The 15,651-nt window shown below is 48.0% G+C and carries 11 protein-coding genes; 5 read left to right on the plus strand and 6 right to left on the minus strand.

Annotated elements, in window-relative coordinates; all coding sequences use genetic code 11:
- Positions 1–114: 114 nt before the first annotated feature.
- Complete coding sequence (locus tag NC981_RS21335; protein WP_348244751.1) at positions 115–372, minus strand: MoaD/ThiS family protein; 258 nt, start codon at positions 370–372, stop codon at positions 115–117.
- An 81-nt stretch (positions 373–453) separates the two neighbouring features.
- Between NC981_RS21335 and NC981_RS21340 the strand changes: the two genes are divergently transcribed.
- Entirely contained in the window at positions 454–2,409 is a 1,956-nt protein-coding gene (locus tag NC981_RS21340) for a serine/threonine-protein kinase (RefSeq protein ID WP_348244752.1), read from the plus strand.
- Here the strand turns inward: NC981_RS21340 and NC981_RS21345 are convergent.
- The 4 genes from NC981_RS21345 to NC981_RS21360 form a co-directional block, all read right to left on the minus strand.
- The gene (locus NC981_RS21345) at positions 2,386–3,507 is read right to left on the minus strand and encodes an alpha/beta hydrolase (RefSeq protein ID WP_348244753.1); all 1,122 of its coding nucleotides are present in this window, start codon (positions 3,505–3,507) and stop codon (positions 2,386–2,388) included. The genes NC981_RS21340 and NC981_RS21345 overlap by 24 nt on opposite strands.
- A gap of 166 nt (positions 3,508–3,673) precedes the next feature.
- Entirely contained in the window at positions 3,674–4,342 is a 669-nt protein-coding gene (locus tag NC981_RS21350; protein ID WP_348244754.1) for an HAD family hydrolase, read from the minus strand.
- A 164-nt stretch (positions 4,343–4,506) separates the two neighbouring features.
- Positions 4,507–5,718: a ribonuclease III gene (gene rnc, locus NC981_RS21355; RefSeq protein WP_348244755.1), complete on the minus strand. Its 1,212-nt coding sequence runs from the start codon at positions 5,716–5,718 to the stop codon at positions 4,507–4,509.
- A gap of 87 nt (positions 5,719–5,805) precedes the next feature.
- Positions 5,806–7,023, minus strand: coding sequence for a DUF790 family protein (locus NC981_RS21360; RefSeq protein ID WP_348244756.1), 1,218 nt, complete (start codon positions 7,021–7,023; stop codon positions 5,806–5,808).
- Positions 7,024–7,098: 75 nt separating this feature from the next.
- Here NC981_RS21360 and NC981_RS21365 point away from each other — a divergent pair, with 75 nt between their 5' ends.
- The 3 genes from NC981_RS21365 to NC981_RS21375 all read left to right on the plus strand — a co-directional run bounded on the left by NC981_RS21365 (position 7,099) and on the right by NC981_RS21375 (position 12,511).
- On the plus strand, positions 7,099–7,959 hold the full coding sequence (locus NC981_RS21365; protein ID WP_348244757.1) for a DNA/RNA non-specific endonuclease: 861 nt from the start codon (positions 7,099–7,101) through the stop codon (positions 7,957–7,959).
- 475 nt (positions 7,960–8,434) lie between these two features.
- Positions 8,435–10,645, plus strand: a complete 2,211-nt coding sequence (locus NC981_RS21370) for a polysaccharide biosynthesis tyrosine autokinase (protein ID WP_348244758.1) — start codon at positions 8,435–8,437, stop codon at positions 10,643–10,645.
- Positions 10,646–10,891: 246 nt separating this feature from the next.
- Positions 10,892–12,511 (plus strand): alpha/beta fold hydrolase, encoded by a 1,620-nt coding sequence (locus NC981_RS21375; protein ID WP_348244759.1) that lies wholly within the window; start codon positions 10,892–10,894, stop codon positions 12,509–12,511.
- On the opposite strand, the gene NC981_RS21380 is transcribed toward NC981_RS21375, so the two are convergent.
- On the minus strand, positions 12,471–12,830 hold the full coding sequence (locus tag NC981_RS21380) for an ATP-binding protein (protein ID WP_348244760.1): 360 nt from the start codon (positions 12,828–12,830) through the stop codon (positions 12,471–12,473). The genes NC981_RS21375 and NC981_RS21380 overlap by 41 nt on opposite strands.
- A gap of 792 nt (positions 12,831–13,622) precedes the next feature.
- On the opposite strand from NC981_RS21380, the gene NC981_RS21385 reads away from it, so the two are divergent.
- Positions 13,623–15,602 (plus strand): nucleoside-diphosphate sugar epimerase/dehydratase, encoded by a 1,980-nt coding sequence (locus tag NC981_RS21385; RefSeq protein ID WP_348244761.1) that lies wholly within the window; start codon positions 13,623–13,625, stop codon positions 15,600–15,602.
- Positions 15,603–15,651 lie beyond the last annotated feature (49 nt).

Genomic DNA, 15,651 nt, shown 5'->3' on the forward strand with positions numbered 1-15,651 from the left:
CTCTCGAAACTCCCTATCAGCAAGCTCTCTATCGTTTGACTGTGATTTCGCTTGAAATCGTATCACGCGAAAAATATCGAGTCAAACAAATCCGATATTTTTTGTCGGGATTGCTCAACCACCGCTCACAGGCGGGATTAGAACGATTTCATCGCCGTTTTGGGCGATCGTCTCTGCGGAAACAAATTCCAAATTTATGCCAAATTGAGTAATACCCTTGAGCGGCGCAAGCTGAGGACGATCGTACAGAATGCGATCGCACACCTGCTCAACGCTCACGCCTTGAGGCAATTCTAGTGTTAGTTCTGGCACTCCGTAAGCATCCTGATACGCCGCAAATAGCTTTACGGTCACGGTAATTGAGTCAGACATCTTCGATAAAATTCAACAGGTTTGTTCAAAATTAGGCGAAAAAGATCACTCTAAAGAAAAACGATCGCGCCTCCTCTGAGTATGACGTACTGTATTAACCCTGACTGCCCCCAGCCTCAGAATCCAGATCGCCTTGAACGCTGTCAGAGTTGCGGCACTCTGATGAAACTCAGAGGACGTTATTGCGTTGTGCAACCGCTCGGACGAGGCGGATTTGGCAAGACTTTTTTAGCGATCGATGAAGATCGCTTAGGAACTCGCTGCGTAATTAAACAGTTTTTGCCGCAGAGCAAAGGAACCAAGGCGCTGAACAAAGCGATTCAACTGTTTGAACAAGAAGCCGTCCGACTCCATGAACTCGGAGAGCATCCCCACATTCCCACACTCTTGGCTTATTTTGAGCAGGAACAGCGCCTCTATTTGGTGCAGCAGTACATTGAGGGGGCGACTCTGGCGCAAGAACTAGCCCAAACTGGGGTCTTCAACGAACAAAAGATTCGAGAAGTGTTAGTGCGGCTGTTGCCGATTTTGAAATTTGTTCACGATCGCAATGTGATTCATCGTGACATTACACCTGCCAATATTATTCGCCGCAAGCTAGACGGACGATTAGTGCTGATTGATTTCGGCGTTGCCAAGGTGTTGCCGGAGACGGATGCGATTCAGCCCGGAACCAGAATCGGAACAGAAGGCTATGCCCCCGTCGAACAACTGCGAAACGGCAAAGCTTATCCTGCAAGCGATTTATACAGCTTAGGTGCAACTTGTATCTACTTACTCACTCAAGTCAGACCTGAAAAACTGCATGATCCAATATCGGGGCGCTGGCTTTGGCGCGAACACCTGGAGCGGCGCGGCGGTGGCATTAGCCAAAGGATCGGGCAAATTCTCGATCGCTTGCTCAGGGATCTAGTGAGCGAACGGTATCAAACTGCCGATGAAGCGATGCATGACCTAAGAATGGCATTATCTACGCCTGCGGTTGGTGCAATGAGGGAGTTTGAAAGCAACGAGGTGACAGCGCCAGTCCTCGCAACACAGCCGCCGGAGTTGCGCCCTTCGCGACCGAGCATTCCGCCTCCGCCCTCGATACCCACGAGCGCCGCCCGCTATGTTTCAAAGAGTTCACAGCCGCGAAAATGTCTCTACACCTTGAGCGGTCACAGCACTTGGGTGATATCACTCGCGATTAGTCCAGACCAACGCACGTTGGTCAGCGGGAGTTTAGACGATCGCATTTTCATGTGGGATGCAAGCACAGGCGAACGGTTAGGCGCGCTCATCGGTCATACAAAATCGGTGAATTCGCTTGCGTTTAGTCCTGATGGGAGGCGACTGGTCAGTTGTAGCGATGATGATTCGATTAAGATTTGGGACTTACCCAGTGGTGAGTTAATCCGATCGCTCTGCGGTCATTTGCGCGATGTGAACGCGATCTCGCTGAGTCCCGATGGACAGTTTTTCGTCAGTGGTAGTGAGGATCGCACCGTTTGCGTTTGGCGATTGCAGACTGGGGAACTGCTGCAAAGCTTCACTACGTCAGGGATGGTGCGATCTGTAGCGGTTAGCCCAAACGGTCAAATTGTTGCCAGTGGCGGGCTGGATAATCAAATTAGGCTGTGGAGTTTGAGGACAGGTCAGCAGATTCGGACACTAAGTGGGCATCAGAATTCCATTATGTCGATCGCGCTCAATCCGCAAGGCGATCGTCTTGTAAGTGCGAGTAAAGACAAAACAATCCGGATTTGGGAGCCGAATTCTGGAGAACTGCTGCAAACCTTGACCGGACATTTCGATATTGTTTGCACGATCGCGATTAGTCCCGATGGCAAGACCTTGATTAGCGGCAGCAATGATAAAACGATTAAGCTTTGGAACCTTAGCACTGGAGACCTTCTTTGCACCTTGAGTGAGCATTCTCAAGCGGTCAATGCGATCGCAATTAGCTCAGACGGCAGGTGGTTCGCTAGTGGTAGTTCAGATAACACTGTAAAAATCTGGCAATTAAGAACGTTAGAACTTGTTCCACCGCTTTGAGCTTAGGCAGGACTGACTGAAGGTTTGAATGATGTCTGCAAATCGCCAATTCTGTTCCATTAGCGCCATGTGCCCCGCTGGAGACAAGACCTCCAATTGTGCTTGAGGGACTTCTCGACTCATACGATCGCTCGCAATCGGTCGAGTTGCAATGTCCGATCGACCTACTACAACTAAAGTAGGAACTGTTATCTTCGGTAACGTTGCAGTTTCATCAAATCTAAACATTGCCAGAACGCCCCGCGCCAAAATTCCTGGTGGTGCTTTGATACCAATTAAACTAGAGAAATTAAGCTGTCCGCGTGTTTCTCTTCCGGTAAAGCCAGAAATTTCTGTGGTTAGCAGGGTCGTACCATTCAAATAACTGAGCCAGCTTGTCAGATGCAGTAGTGGAGAAAGCACGATCGCAAGATATAGCAAAGGCTCTAGCAGAGGTTTTTGCAGTGCTAGCAATAGTTTACTGAGAATGGTCGTTTTCAGTGGATTGGTGTAAGTTCCATCTACCAAGACCAAGCCTGCAACTCGTTGTTCAAGTCGCTCTGGAAACAATCGACAGAAGGTGAGCAGAACCATTGCTCCCATACTATGTCCGAGCAAAATAGCAGGCTGATCTCCTGCTATCTCCAAGACTGCATTCAGATCACGAGCATATTTTTCCAAAGAGTAGTCGCGATTTTTCGGCTTTTTAGATTGACCCAATCCAGGCAGATCCCACACAATCACGCGAAACTGTTGAGCAAGCTGCTTCTTGGCGTAGTACCACACGGTACTATCCGGCCCCCAACCGTGCGTCAGAATCAGCGGGGGAGCATGGTCATCTCCATAGAACTCAACTTTAATTTCGCTGCCATCCGGTCGAACTAGGCGTTGAACCTGGTTGCTGCGGTAAGGTTTAGGTTCATCCCGACCAAGACGACGCAGTAGTAGAACCGGCAAAAAGCCCAAGAATGACCAGAGTAAGAGTCCAATGCCTAGATATAACCAGCGATCGTCTTGCCATTCTCCCTCGTACCACTGACGCAGAATGTAACCGCTACCGCCCAGTAGAGCAATAGTCAGCAAGCCTGCGAACGATCGCAGCAGAAAATCGAGGGGCATGAACATCACAGGGTTACTCTTTAAGAGCAGGGAATTAAACTATGCTGAGATTAGAGCAAAGTTTGAGCTAAGAGTAACCCTCTGAGGATAGAATAGCGTCGTCTTAATGTTTTCTAGAAGCCTTACATACTGGATAAGCGGCTATTGACCCTGCTGAAAAATTACATCATTGAGCCAAAGGAGATTGATCAAAATGAGCCAGCAAATCCGCAGGGCTATCGTAAATCTCGATCGCCTCTGCTAATTGCTCATCCGAAAATCCTCCACTGCGAAATGCAATCACTGCTACTCCAGCAGCGTTTGCTGCCTGAATATCATAAGGCGTATCTCCCAACATAATCGCCTCATTCGGCTTCAAATGCCCTTTCTCCAGAGTTACCTCAATCAAATCGGGTTCAGGCTTAGAAGCGTCTGCGTCGCTTGAGGTCGTTGCCATATTTTGGTCTAAAAGATCATCAACCTGAGCCGCTTTCAACAAAACCGAGAGTTCTTCGCTCGTTGCTGAACTAGAAATCACTAATTCATACCCGGACTGTTTTAGCTTTTCGATTAACAGTCTTGAACCATCAGTCGGAGCTAAATCAGCACCATACTTTTGCATGATCAGTTCTTTGCGTCGATCGGCAATCTCTTTTCCTTCTCCTTCTTCACCAGATAGTGACGACACAATTCGCGGAATTAATTGATCTCCGCCCATGCCGATTAAAGGTCGAACTTGATCGAACTCTACATCATATCCATGCTCCGCAAATGCTTCCACATAAGCATGAGCGTGAGCATCATTACTATCGACTAATGTACCATCAATATCTAACAGTACGCCTTTTAATAACATGGTGAAGTCTTCCTGGTGTTAAAGAATTAGTGCTGCGATCGCAAAACTGACCGAAAGCCCCTTATTCTAAACACCCACAAAGTTTGCTAAGTCTGCTTTAAGGCACATCTTATTTAGGAAGCGATAACTTGAGCTGATTACTGTTACCGCTCGATCTCATTCTGCTAAAACTCAAGTTGATCTAGTGCATTCTCAGCCGCTCGCTTTTCAGCTTCTTTTTTACTACGACCCTTCCCTCGACCATACTCGCCATCAGCGACATGAACAATAGATAGATATTCTGGATCGTTATCAGTCCCACCATAGCGAATTGTTTCGTATCTAGGAGGTTTGCGATTAGGGTTATTAAGAAAAGAAGGGTCTAAAACGATCTGCTGTAAGCGACTTTTTGCATCAAGATTAGCTGACTGAATCGCTTCCTCAGTAGGGTAAGCATCATCAATAACCCTCTCAAACAAAGAATTCACGAAATCTCGTACTGCTTCAACTCCAGAATCAAGATAATAAGCACCTACAACTGCTTCAAATACATTACTTAATAGCGATGGTTTACCCCGACCTCCATCATTCTCTACACCGTTTCCAAGCCGCATCCATTCTCCTAGCGATAACTCAACTGCAAACTTTGCTAACTGAGAAGCATCTACTAGCTTTGAACGTAGGTGAGTCATCCTGCCTTCTTTCAACTGTGGATGGCGCTTGTACAAAAAATCGCCGCTCAAAAATGTCAGCAAAGCATCGCCAAGAAACTCTAGCTGCTCATTATCTTCGCCTGTATTGGGATTTTCAAATTTGTATGAGGTGTGTGTGAGTGCTTGGTTCAGCAAAGCAGCATTTTGAAATGGAAGACGCTGCAACAACTTATCAAGTCTCTGCCGAATTCGAGCATTTTCGGCAGGTGAAACAGTAATGCCCTGTCCTTCATGCCGCACTTGGTCTTGAGAGAGAATACGAAGTACCTCTTGTCTTCGCTTCTCAATTTCCTCTAACTGAGGAGAGGAAATGGACTTAAGCAATCGAAATACAGTATCTACGGCTCGATAAGTGTCATCAATCGAGAAGGTACTCTGATGCGCCCACTGGTGCCGGACTCCAATTAGTTCCTCAACAAGAGCGCGATCGCGCAGATTGAGAGTGCTCTTAAAGGTTTTTTTCTCCCATTCGCCATTGATAATTTTGAGTAGTGCAACTACATCTTCGCGGATAACCTTTTCGATTGATTGTTCTCCTTTCTGATGATTTTTCAGATGCTCACTAGCTTGCCGCATCCAATCAGTGCCATACATAGCCTGCATTTTTTGTTCAACCCAAGGATATAAGCCCTTGTGTAAGCACTCTAAAGCCTTGCCAATTCTTTCTTTGTTGCTAATTTCCATAAAAGTCCCTAACAGCCTGAACCTTGTTCAAGCAATTCACTGCTGTTAGAATTCCCACTCTAAAGGGAAACTGTACTCCTGCTAATACTATCGCTTCAACGCCTCTAAGATCGCTTTCGGCAACAATTGATCCTTAAACCAAACAATCCGAGCAGGCGTATCCGAAACCTTCACTCCCGCCTTCTCTAAGTTCAATCGCTCTGACACTGCCAGAATCAAATCATCCCGCCCGGATTGGCGCACCTGCGAAAACTTCTTCCGCAAATACTCTGGTCGCCAATAGCCTACAATTTCAACCAAGAATGTCCTGCCATCAGGATGCACCACCCGAAAATCAGGAATCATCACGCTTCCCGGAATCGGAATTAGATCGACCTCACGTTCTAATCGCCATTCTGTTTTAGCTTTGTTCCATCGATCGACAAACCCCGCCTCAAGCAAACTATCATAGGTCTTCCCTGGTGGATAATGGCTGACCAATCCACAGTCGGAATCTAACGCAAATCGACCTTGGCGCGTTTTACCCGAATAACTATCATTAACCTGCAACTCAGCCGACAAGCTCCAGCGCGTCACATGCAGTAAAGCTGGAAGTAACTTTGCGATCGCCAATCCATACCGTGTGGAAGGCTTGAACAAGCTAGTCGGGCCATCGATCGTCAAAGTAAATCCATGATCCGCATCACCTTCAATGTAAGTCATTAACTGAAACAGCTTCATATACCGGAACAATAGCTTATACTGTCCCGGATCATTGCGATGTGCATTGATTACGAGATGACTTGCTCGATAAAACACCCCTTGCACTTGCGATAGATTGTAACGATGGACAAGAGCTTCCGGTGTTGGAGCTTCAAAACTAACTAGGATTTGGTTTTCTGGCAAATCTGCATACAATCCCGACTTGACTTGCTCTGGAAAAACTTCAGCGTTCAACTCCTGACTCAGCATCTTTGCAACTTGCCCGATTGTCTGCTCAGTCTCCAACACACTTGGAATTTTTTGTGCTGACAAGGCAAATACCCGTTCTCTCAGCATCAGTGGATCAAGTGGACTCACCGTTTCAAACGTACTAAACGCACTATTAAGCAGATGTGCCAAACCGCGCTTAACTCGATAATCGGTTTCTTCGCCCTCGATCGCTTGTAATTGTCGATTCAATTCGCCCCTCGTTCCGTGCTGCGCCTCATGAAACAACGTGATCAACTCTTCAGCGATCGACAAAACTTTCTCATCAAGCAGCAATCGCTTGGGGACAATCTCTTCACCATTAAAACGTTGAATCAATAACTCAGTCGGTAACATACTTTTACTATCACAGCAGATCCATCCTACCGCTCAGATTCGCTGCATAATGGGTTCAGAAAGATAAAATACACCATGTTGAAATCTCGCTGGAAAATCTTGACGATCGTCGCCCTTCTCGTTGTTACTGTAGTGGGCTGTGCTTTTCTACTCAATCGACCTAAAGCACCGATCGGTAGTCAACCGTTACTCCCCCCTATTGTAGGAAACGTTCACCTCGCAATGGGCATTCCCAGCAAAGCTACACCCGATATTGCCAATGCAAACGACTACCTGATCGCAGATAATACTCGTTCCTACGCACTGTCTTACAACAACAGCAAACACATCCCTAACTGGACAAGTTGGCAACTGAATAAAAGCTGGCTTGGCACAGTTCCCCGCTCTAATGATTTTCGCCCTGATCCGATCCTGCCAAAAGGCTGGTATCAAGTAAAGTCCAGCGACTACAACGGTAGTGGCTACGATCGCGGACACCTCACTCCTTCTGCCGATCGCACTCGCAATCTGCAAACGAATTCCGCGACCTTTTTCATGACCAACATTCTGCCGCAAACTCCTGATAACAATCGCGATGTGTGGGAAGGTCTAGAAAGCGAGTCGCGCAGACTGGTCAACACTGGCAAAGAACTTTACATTATTGCCGGTGGGCTGGGCGAAAAAGGGACGATCGGCGCTGAAAAAATTTCCATCCCCGCTTCAACCTGGAAAGTGATTATCGTCATGGATCAACCCAGCTCTAAAGCGGCTGATGTCACAGCTAAAACCAGAGTGATTGCGGTAAATGTTCCGAACATTCAAGGAATCAAAGATAAAACTTGGCGCGACTATCGCATCAGCGTGGATCAGCTTGAAGCTAAAACGGGATACGACTTCCTCAGCGCTGTTCCAGAAGCAGTACAACAAGCGATCGAAAGCAAAGTAGACAATCAATAAGTTCTAGAAGCAGTACAACAAGCGATCGGAAGCAAAGTAGACAATCAATAAATAGTGATTAGAATCTATAGCCATCCGGTTTGAGCTGTGAACGCTAAAAGAAGTAGGGGGTGAAAAGGGAACGTCCCCCACTCCACAACTGATCTAGGTAATTTAAGATCGCTATAGATCAACCGTGATACAGCACTCATATTCTGTTATCTTCTATACACTAAACTGTGCTGGAAGTATTGCACACTGTAATCTCCGTAGTTTCACCGCTTTCACGCTGATCAATTCTTCACTATGCCATAAAGATTCAGTGAAGCAGGTAGACGCGCCTCCGGTAAACCACTTAGATTACGTAATAAGTAAGCCAAAAGTCTTGTTAGACGCAAGAGTTTTAACTCCTGAACCCGCCCAAATGCTCTCCTCTCGGTCTCATCTATTGCCCAGGTCATGAGCAACCCATTTTTCTAAGTAGAGATTCCTCTTTATGACAAGCATAAACATGGAGACAAAGCGCTACTCCGAAGACTTCGATCTTCAAAGCCATTGGCTCGTTCTGAAACGTCGCTGGTTAGTTACTGTCGGTGTGTTTGCCGCAACAGTCGGACTCGTTGGACTGGCAACCACCATGCAACGACCGAGCTATGAAGCAAACGGGCGAGTGTTAGTTCAGACAAACCGCACCACCTCGCTAACCGGTGTCGGTGAAAAAATCGGAACGCTTGAACCCCTCAGACGCGAAGGTAATCCACTCGATACTCAAGCAGTCGTCGTGATGTCCTACCCCAATTTGCAGCGCGTGATTGATACGCTGCAACTTAAGAACGGCAAAGGACGATCGATGACTCCTGAAGAACTGGCTCGACGGCTTAAGGTCGAACCCGTTCCAACTACCGATATTCTCAACGTCAAGTACAACGACGACGACCCAGAGATGGCAGCAAACGTGGTCAACTTGATCATGAAAGCCTACATCGACAGCAACCTTAAAACCAACCAGGAAGAAGCCACCAAAGCAGGTGGTTTTATCGAAAATCAGCTTCCTGCTGCACAAGAAGAACTGAACAAAGCTTCTGAAGCCCTACGCAACTTTAGAACCCGCAATGGCATTGTCGATTTAGAGCGCGAGTCGGCTGCAAACATTGCCTCAGCCGCAACCCTTCAAGATCAGTTAAGCCAAGCCCGGGCACAGCTTGCCGATGTCGCTCGGCAAGAGCAAGCGGTTGTGAATCAATTAGGACTTAGCCTCGATCAAGCTATCAACCTTGCCTCTCTCAGCCAATCCGCAGGCGTTCAAGAAGTTCTTAGCCAACTTCAGCAGGTTGAAACTCGTCTCGTTACCGAGCAATCCCGATTCAAAGGCACTACGCCGCAAATTCAAACCTTGCAGCAGCAGCGGGATGACCTCAACGCCCTCCTGCAATCGCGAGTGGTAGAAGCTGTGGGCGCAAATGTGTCTGTTGCTCCGGGAGGGCTGCAAGTCGGTGATATTAAACGTAACCTTGCTCAAAGCTTGGCACAACTACAGTCTCAGCGCCTCGGTTTAGATAGCCGCATCTCGATGATATCGGGCTTATTAACCAACTACCGCAGTCGCGCCTTAGAAACTCCAGCCTTAATTAAGCAAGAGGGCGATCTTGTCCGTCAGCAGGAAATTGCGCTGACTGCTTATCAAAACCTCAATGCCCGCAAGCAAGAAATTGAGGTCGCAAAAAATCAGCAGGTCGGCAACGCCCGGATTCTGCAAAACGCGCTAGTTCCGACCCAACCCGCCGGACAAATGCGCCTGCTCTTGTTGGCATCCGGAGCGATCGTGGGGTTACTGTTAGGCATTGCGGCGGCATTCCTGATCGATGCAATCGACCGATCGCTCAAGACAGTGAAAGATGCCGAAGCACAGTATGGCTATACCCTGTTGGGGTTAGTGCCCCGATTTGAAACCAGTGATACTCCGACGATTATCTCGCCGAGCGGTGATGATATCTCGCCACGAGTAATCGCGATGACTTCGCCGCGATCGATGATTCATGAAGCCTATCAGATGCTACAAGCGAACCTGAAGTTCATGAGCCTTGATCGGAAGGTGAAGACGATCGTCGTGAGCAGTGCTGTTCCCAGAGAAGGCAAATCTGAAGTGACGGCAAACCTTGCAGCCACCATGGCGCAATCGGGTCGTAAGGTGCTGCTCGTCGATGCAGATATGCGGAATCCAACACAGCATCATCTCTGGGGATTAGTGAACTCGGTGGGTTTAAGTAACGTTGTGGTCGATCAAAGCGAACTGCGACAAGCGGTGAAGCCGATTACGAGCAACCTATCGGTTCTGACTGCGGGTGTAATGCCACCCAATCCACTCGCAATTCTTGATTCTGAGGCGATGACTACGTTCCTCGAAACCGTCGCCAAAGACTATGATTATGTCTTGTTCGACACGCCACCGCTTGCGGGCACTGCGGACGCTGCGGTACTGGGCAAGATGGCAGACGGAGTTTTGATTGCGGTGCGTCCGGGTGTAGCGGATTCAGCCAGCGTCGCAGCGGCAAAATCGCTGCTCGATCGCTCCGAACCCAACATTCTAGGACTGGTGGCAAACGGTGTGAATGTACGGTACGAGCCGGACAGCTACTTCTACTACACCAGCCCGCGTGAGCAAGTTTCCGATCGCGGTGAACGGACGCGATCGGTGTTAACCAGGTAGCCCCCAAATCAGTTTGCTGTAAAGAGGAACTAGCGCGATGTCTGCTGAGAGGCATCGCGCTTTTTTTTCATGCCGGGGTTCCCTTTTAGCGCTCATCACTCAAACTCGATCGCGAACGCCCAGGGAACTTCGTTAAAGAATTAAAGTCAGCTTTAGAATCAAGATCGGCATGACGACGAGGTGCAACAACTCCAAAAGTCGCACCTCGTTTCGGTTGGATTAGGCACTTGACAAAGGATTTTTACGGTGAAGCGATACTTCTCTTGGAAAACGATCGGATTCGGGTTTATCGGAGGATTGGCGCTGGCTGTGGCTGGAGCTTCGCCGAGCCTTGCAGCTGAACGGCTCAATTTACGGTTAGGGCCGTTTGAGCAATCGATCGCCGTTTCAGACTTAGAAAAATTTGCTAAAACAGGCGAAATTCCCTCGACGCTCCAGCTTTATTCGGCACTGCTAACGCCTGACTTCCGCAGAGCGCTCAACAGCCGATTACAGCTTGATCCGAACTTGGGCACTCAAATTATGGAAGATTTGCTCAAGTCGCCCTCTGGTCGGCAGGTGTTGGACTCTATTCGGCAAGCGGCACCAGGACTGAGCGTAGAAACTTTACAGGCAGGATTTTGGCTGGCAGCGCGGCAGGCAAACGGCTTAGACGCGATCGGGGTGCTCAAAGCGATTCCCCAGGATAGTGTGACGGTTGATGTGACTCAAGCAGTAGGAATCGCATCGCAGCTTAATTTTTCATACTGGAAAACGCAGGGCATTCGCTCACTGTTAGAGCGCAGTTTAGATCCAGGCAGCTCAACGTTTCGCGCCTCGTTTGATCCGTCGATCGCAGGAGCGCAGCAGGTCGAGGAGGACTCGCTTTTATTCATTGATGAGAAGCGCAATCGCAGATTACCCGTTGATTTTTACTGGAGTGCTGCCAATCCTCAAGCGCCCCTCGTCGTGATTACACCGGGATTTGAAGCAAATCGTAAGTTTCTCGCTTATTTAGCACGGCATCTTGCCTCACATGGATTAACGGTCGCAGCGATCGAGCATCCGTTTCTAGCGCGGGCGGGGTCGCTTTCTGCGCTGAACCCCGATCGGTTAATTCCAGCGAGCGAGTTTATCGATCGCCCCAAAGATATTCAATTTTTGCTGGATAGATTTGCGGAACTGAATCAGCAACCCGGTGCGCTGCAAGGAAAACTGAATACTCAACAAGTCACCGTGATCGGACATTCGCTCGGTGGCTATGAGGCGTTAGCGTTAGCGGGAGCAGAACTGCGATTCGATGAACTTCGCGAATATTGCCGTACCAGTGGGCTGCTCGATCGAGTTCCCGCAGATTGGTTGCAGTGTGCTGCTACTGAGCGTCCCGAAAATCGTCTCAGTCTGCGTGATCCGAGAGTGGCGCAAGCGATCGCGCTGAATCCAGCGATCGGGCAAATTTTCGGCAAATCGGGACTCAAATCGGTGGCAACTCCAACTTTGATTCTCACCAGTACCGATGATACGTTAGCGCCTGCGTTTAGCCAGCAGCTTCAGCCCTTTTTGCAACTGCCAACCCCGAAATACTTGCTGACCGCGATCGGAACGACGCACTTAAGCGTGAGCGATCCGGGCAATTTCAGCGGTGCAGTCGCGCAAGGAACCCTCGTCAAAGAGCGCAAAGGAGAAGAAATGGAACCCCTGCGCCGTCTGTTACAAGGCGTGAGTTTAGCTTTCATCAAGCAAGCCACGCCCGAAGCGAAAACCTATCAGCCATTTTTATCACCGGGGTATGCCCGATCGCTGTCCAAGCCCGACTTACCTCTGCGGCTCAACACTGAGCTACCGACTAATCTAACCCGCTGGTTAAGCTTAGCCGCAATGTTTTAGAGCGGGATTGATTCGTGTCGATCGCCAATCGACAAAAGATATTGCCGCCCTGCGGTGAATATTTGATACTGTTTGACAGCAAGTTTGCCAGAATCCGCTGAAGCAATCCCGCATCGATTTCGATTACACGACTGATTGTGGCGAATCCTAAAAGCTGATCTGTGTGTTGGTCTCGAATCAAAAACCATTGACTGTCAAACCAGATTGACCCTAGCGCAAACTGTCCATGCCACTGTCCGCATTCCCAAAGCTGCGGTAAAGCAGTCGTGTGCCAAAGCTGGAACATTGCTTCACTTAGCAGTGCAGTGGAGGGTGGCATCTGAATTCATCGTAAATAACTTTTCACAGAAGCTTCAGCATTTTCTATCAGCCGATCTCTTTGCTCATCCAGGTGATCCGCAGAATCTTGGTCATCTTCATATGTCCTTCACACAACGTCCTTTCATGTGACGGTAGACTCTTGTTTTCTAGGTGTAATTCGATCTAACCCTCATCGCAGCTTTTGAGCATATTGGCATTTTTAACTGTTTCTCCGTATTCTCAAGTTAACTCTACGTGCGATCACTTCAACTTCCTGGAAAACACTGAGTTTGTGCAAACTGCTTACCAGTGTTGTGATCACCAAATCAAGCTGATTTGAGCAAAGTTAGCCTGAGTTAAGCCAACCTACGACGAATTAAGCCGTACAAATACTGAGAAGCTCTCATTACCTCATCTGTAATCTCTTGTAAAACGCATTGATCCAATTTTGCGTGTTTAACCGCTTCGCAGTATCACAATCTTTCGTCTACGTTGGAGGCAAACCGATTCATCAGTTTAATTTGAAGTTCACCTCTAGTTCATTCATTGCTTTGAGTCTTGGTCATCTCTTTAAGTACAAATCTCGACAAAGATAGTATTTTCACTATATGCGTACAGATGGTTAAGCTCAAGGCGACTCAATCTCACTGCCCTTCCCAGCTTAGACACAGTATCTGTTGACTCAGGGAACTCTACCAATTTTCAGTTTTGCCGAACTATCAGGGACACAGTGGAATCGAGAATCTCATCTACCCACTTTTTCAAACCGATTCCAAAGAGTAGACGCAACTGATTTAGGAACGAGATTCTCATGCGTGAAAGACTATCTGTCTCTTCATCTATCCTTTGGATATTTCAAACTAGATTACTACTGAGGGCGATTCGAGCAACTCTCAGTTCGCCTAAACGACTCCGGCGCTATCTTCTATTTGGCAGTGATAGCGCAATCTTTCTGACTGCTACTTGTGTTGCGCTGAGCCTTCGATTTGAAGATCAGCCTTTATTCGATCACCTCAATCAATATCAAAGTGCCTTGATATTGGTCATTCCGGTTAAATTTTGTATTTTCTATCTGCTTGGAATGTATCGCCCTCTGCTGCGCCACACCGGGACTGAGGTGTTGTGGTTGGCGTTAAAATCAGTCATTTTAAGCGAAGCGGGATTAGTTGCTTTTACTACGCTAATGGGTGTCCCCGTACTGCCACGATCGGTGCAGATTATCAGCGCTCTGATTACCTGGATTGGAGTAGTAGGTACACGGTTTTCGGTGCGTCGGTTTTTTATGTTAATGCAGACTGCACCGAAGACATCGAGCAAAATTCTGCGTGTGCTTCCAACCCTGGAAGATCAGCATGAGACGGAGCGGATTATCATTTATGGAGCAGGCTCGGCTGGATTTCAGCTTTCCCAAGCGCTGATGCGTGAATCTGCTTATCAAGTCGTTGCCTTCGTTGATGATGATCTTGATATTCAGGGACGATTGCTCGATCGCATTCAAATCCATCATCCTGCGATGCTAAAAGTGCTGATTGATCAGTATCAGGTGACGATGGTGTTGCTGGCGATTCCGTCTGCAAAGCCGCAGGAAAAGCGACGAATTCTGAAAAGCTTAAAAGGGCTTCCGGTAAAGGTGAAAACCGTTCCTTCAATCCGAGAGATTGTGACGGGGCGAGTGTCGATCGGAAAAATTCGGAATGTGGATATTTCTGATTTGCTAGGACGTGAGGAAGTTTTACCCGATCCGGGCTTGCTGCGAATCAACATTACCGATAAATCTGTTCTCGTTACTGGAGCAGGTGGCTCGATCGGCTCAGAACTTTGTCGCCAAATTGCTGAACAAAACCCCCGCTTACTGGTGCTGTATGAATTGAATGAATTTGCGCTTTATTCGATCGATGCAGAACTGGCAGAAACCTATCCGCATATTCCTCGTAAAGCGCATCTCGGATCAGTGACAGATGGAGATCGTTTAACCGAAGTCTTTCAAAAATACCAGGTCGAGACGGTTTATCATGCCGCTGCCTACAAGCACGTTCCGCTGGTTGAAAGCAATGCGGAGCAAGGCATTATCAACAATGCTTATGGAACAATGGTGACGGCGCAGACTGCCGATCGCTGTGGAGTTGACACGTTTGTGTTGATTTCCACCGATAAAGCAGTGCGTCCAACGAATGTGATGGGTGCAACAAAGCGAATTGCGGAGCTGGTACTTCAAGCGCTAGCAGCAAAACCAGAAACCCATACTCGATTTGTGATGGTTCGATTTGGCAATGTGTTGAACAGTAATGGATCAGTTGTGCCGCGATTTAAGCAGCAAATTGCAGCAGGTAAGTCGATTACGCTGACGCACCCAGAGATGACGCGCTATTTTATGTCGATTCCAGAAGCCTCACGATTGGTGATCCAAGCCGGTGCAATAGGTCAGGGGGGCGAAGTGTTTCTGTTAGATATGGGTGAGCCTGTGAGAATTTATGATCTTGCCGTGCAGATGATCGAACTCAGCGGTCTGGTGCCGGGAGAAGATATCGAGATCGAGGTGACAGGGTTACGACCGGGTGAAAAACTCTATGAAGAGTTACTCATTGGTGGAGATGCGATGGCGACGAGTCATCCAAAGATTTTTGCAGCACGAGAAGCAATGATCCCTTGGGAAAAATTAGAGCTGTTATTGGATCAGCTTTTCTTAGTGGCGTATCAGAAGAATTCAAATAAACTGCGATCGCTGCTCAAAACGCTTGTCCCTGAGTATGCCCCTGCAACACAAGCCTCTACCGTCCGTCATCACAATTAGCGATCGGACAAACAGATTAACCTGAAGGGGTTCGGTGGAAAGAACTCAT

Source organism: Leptolyngbya sp. DQ-M1 (genome assembly GCF_039962505.1).
Taxonomy (GTDB): Bacteria; Cyanobacteriota; Cyanobacteriia; order Leptolyngbyales; family Leptolyngbyaceae; genus Leptolyngbya.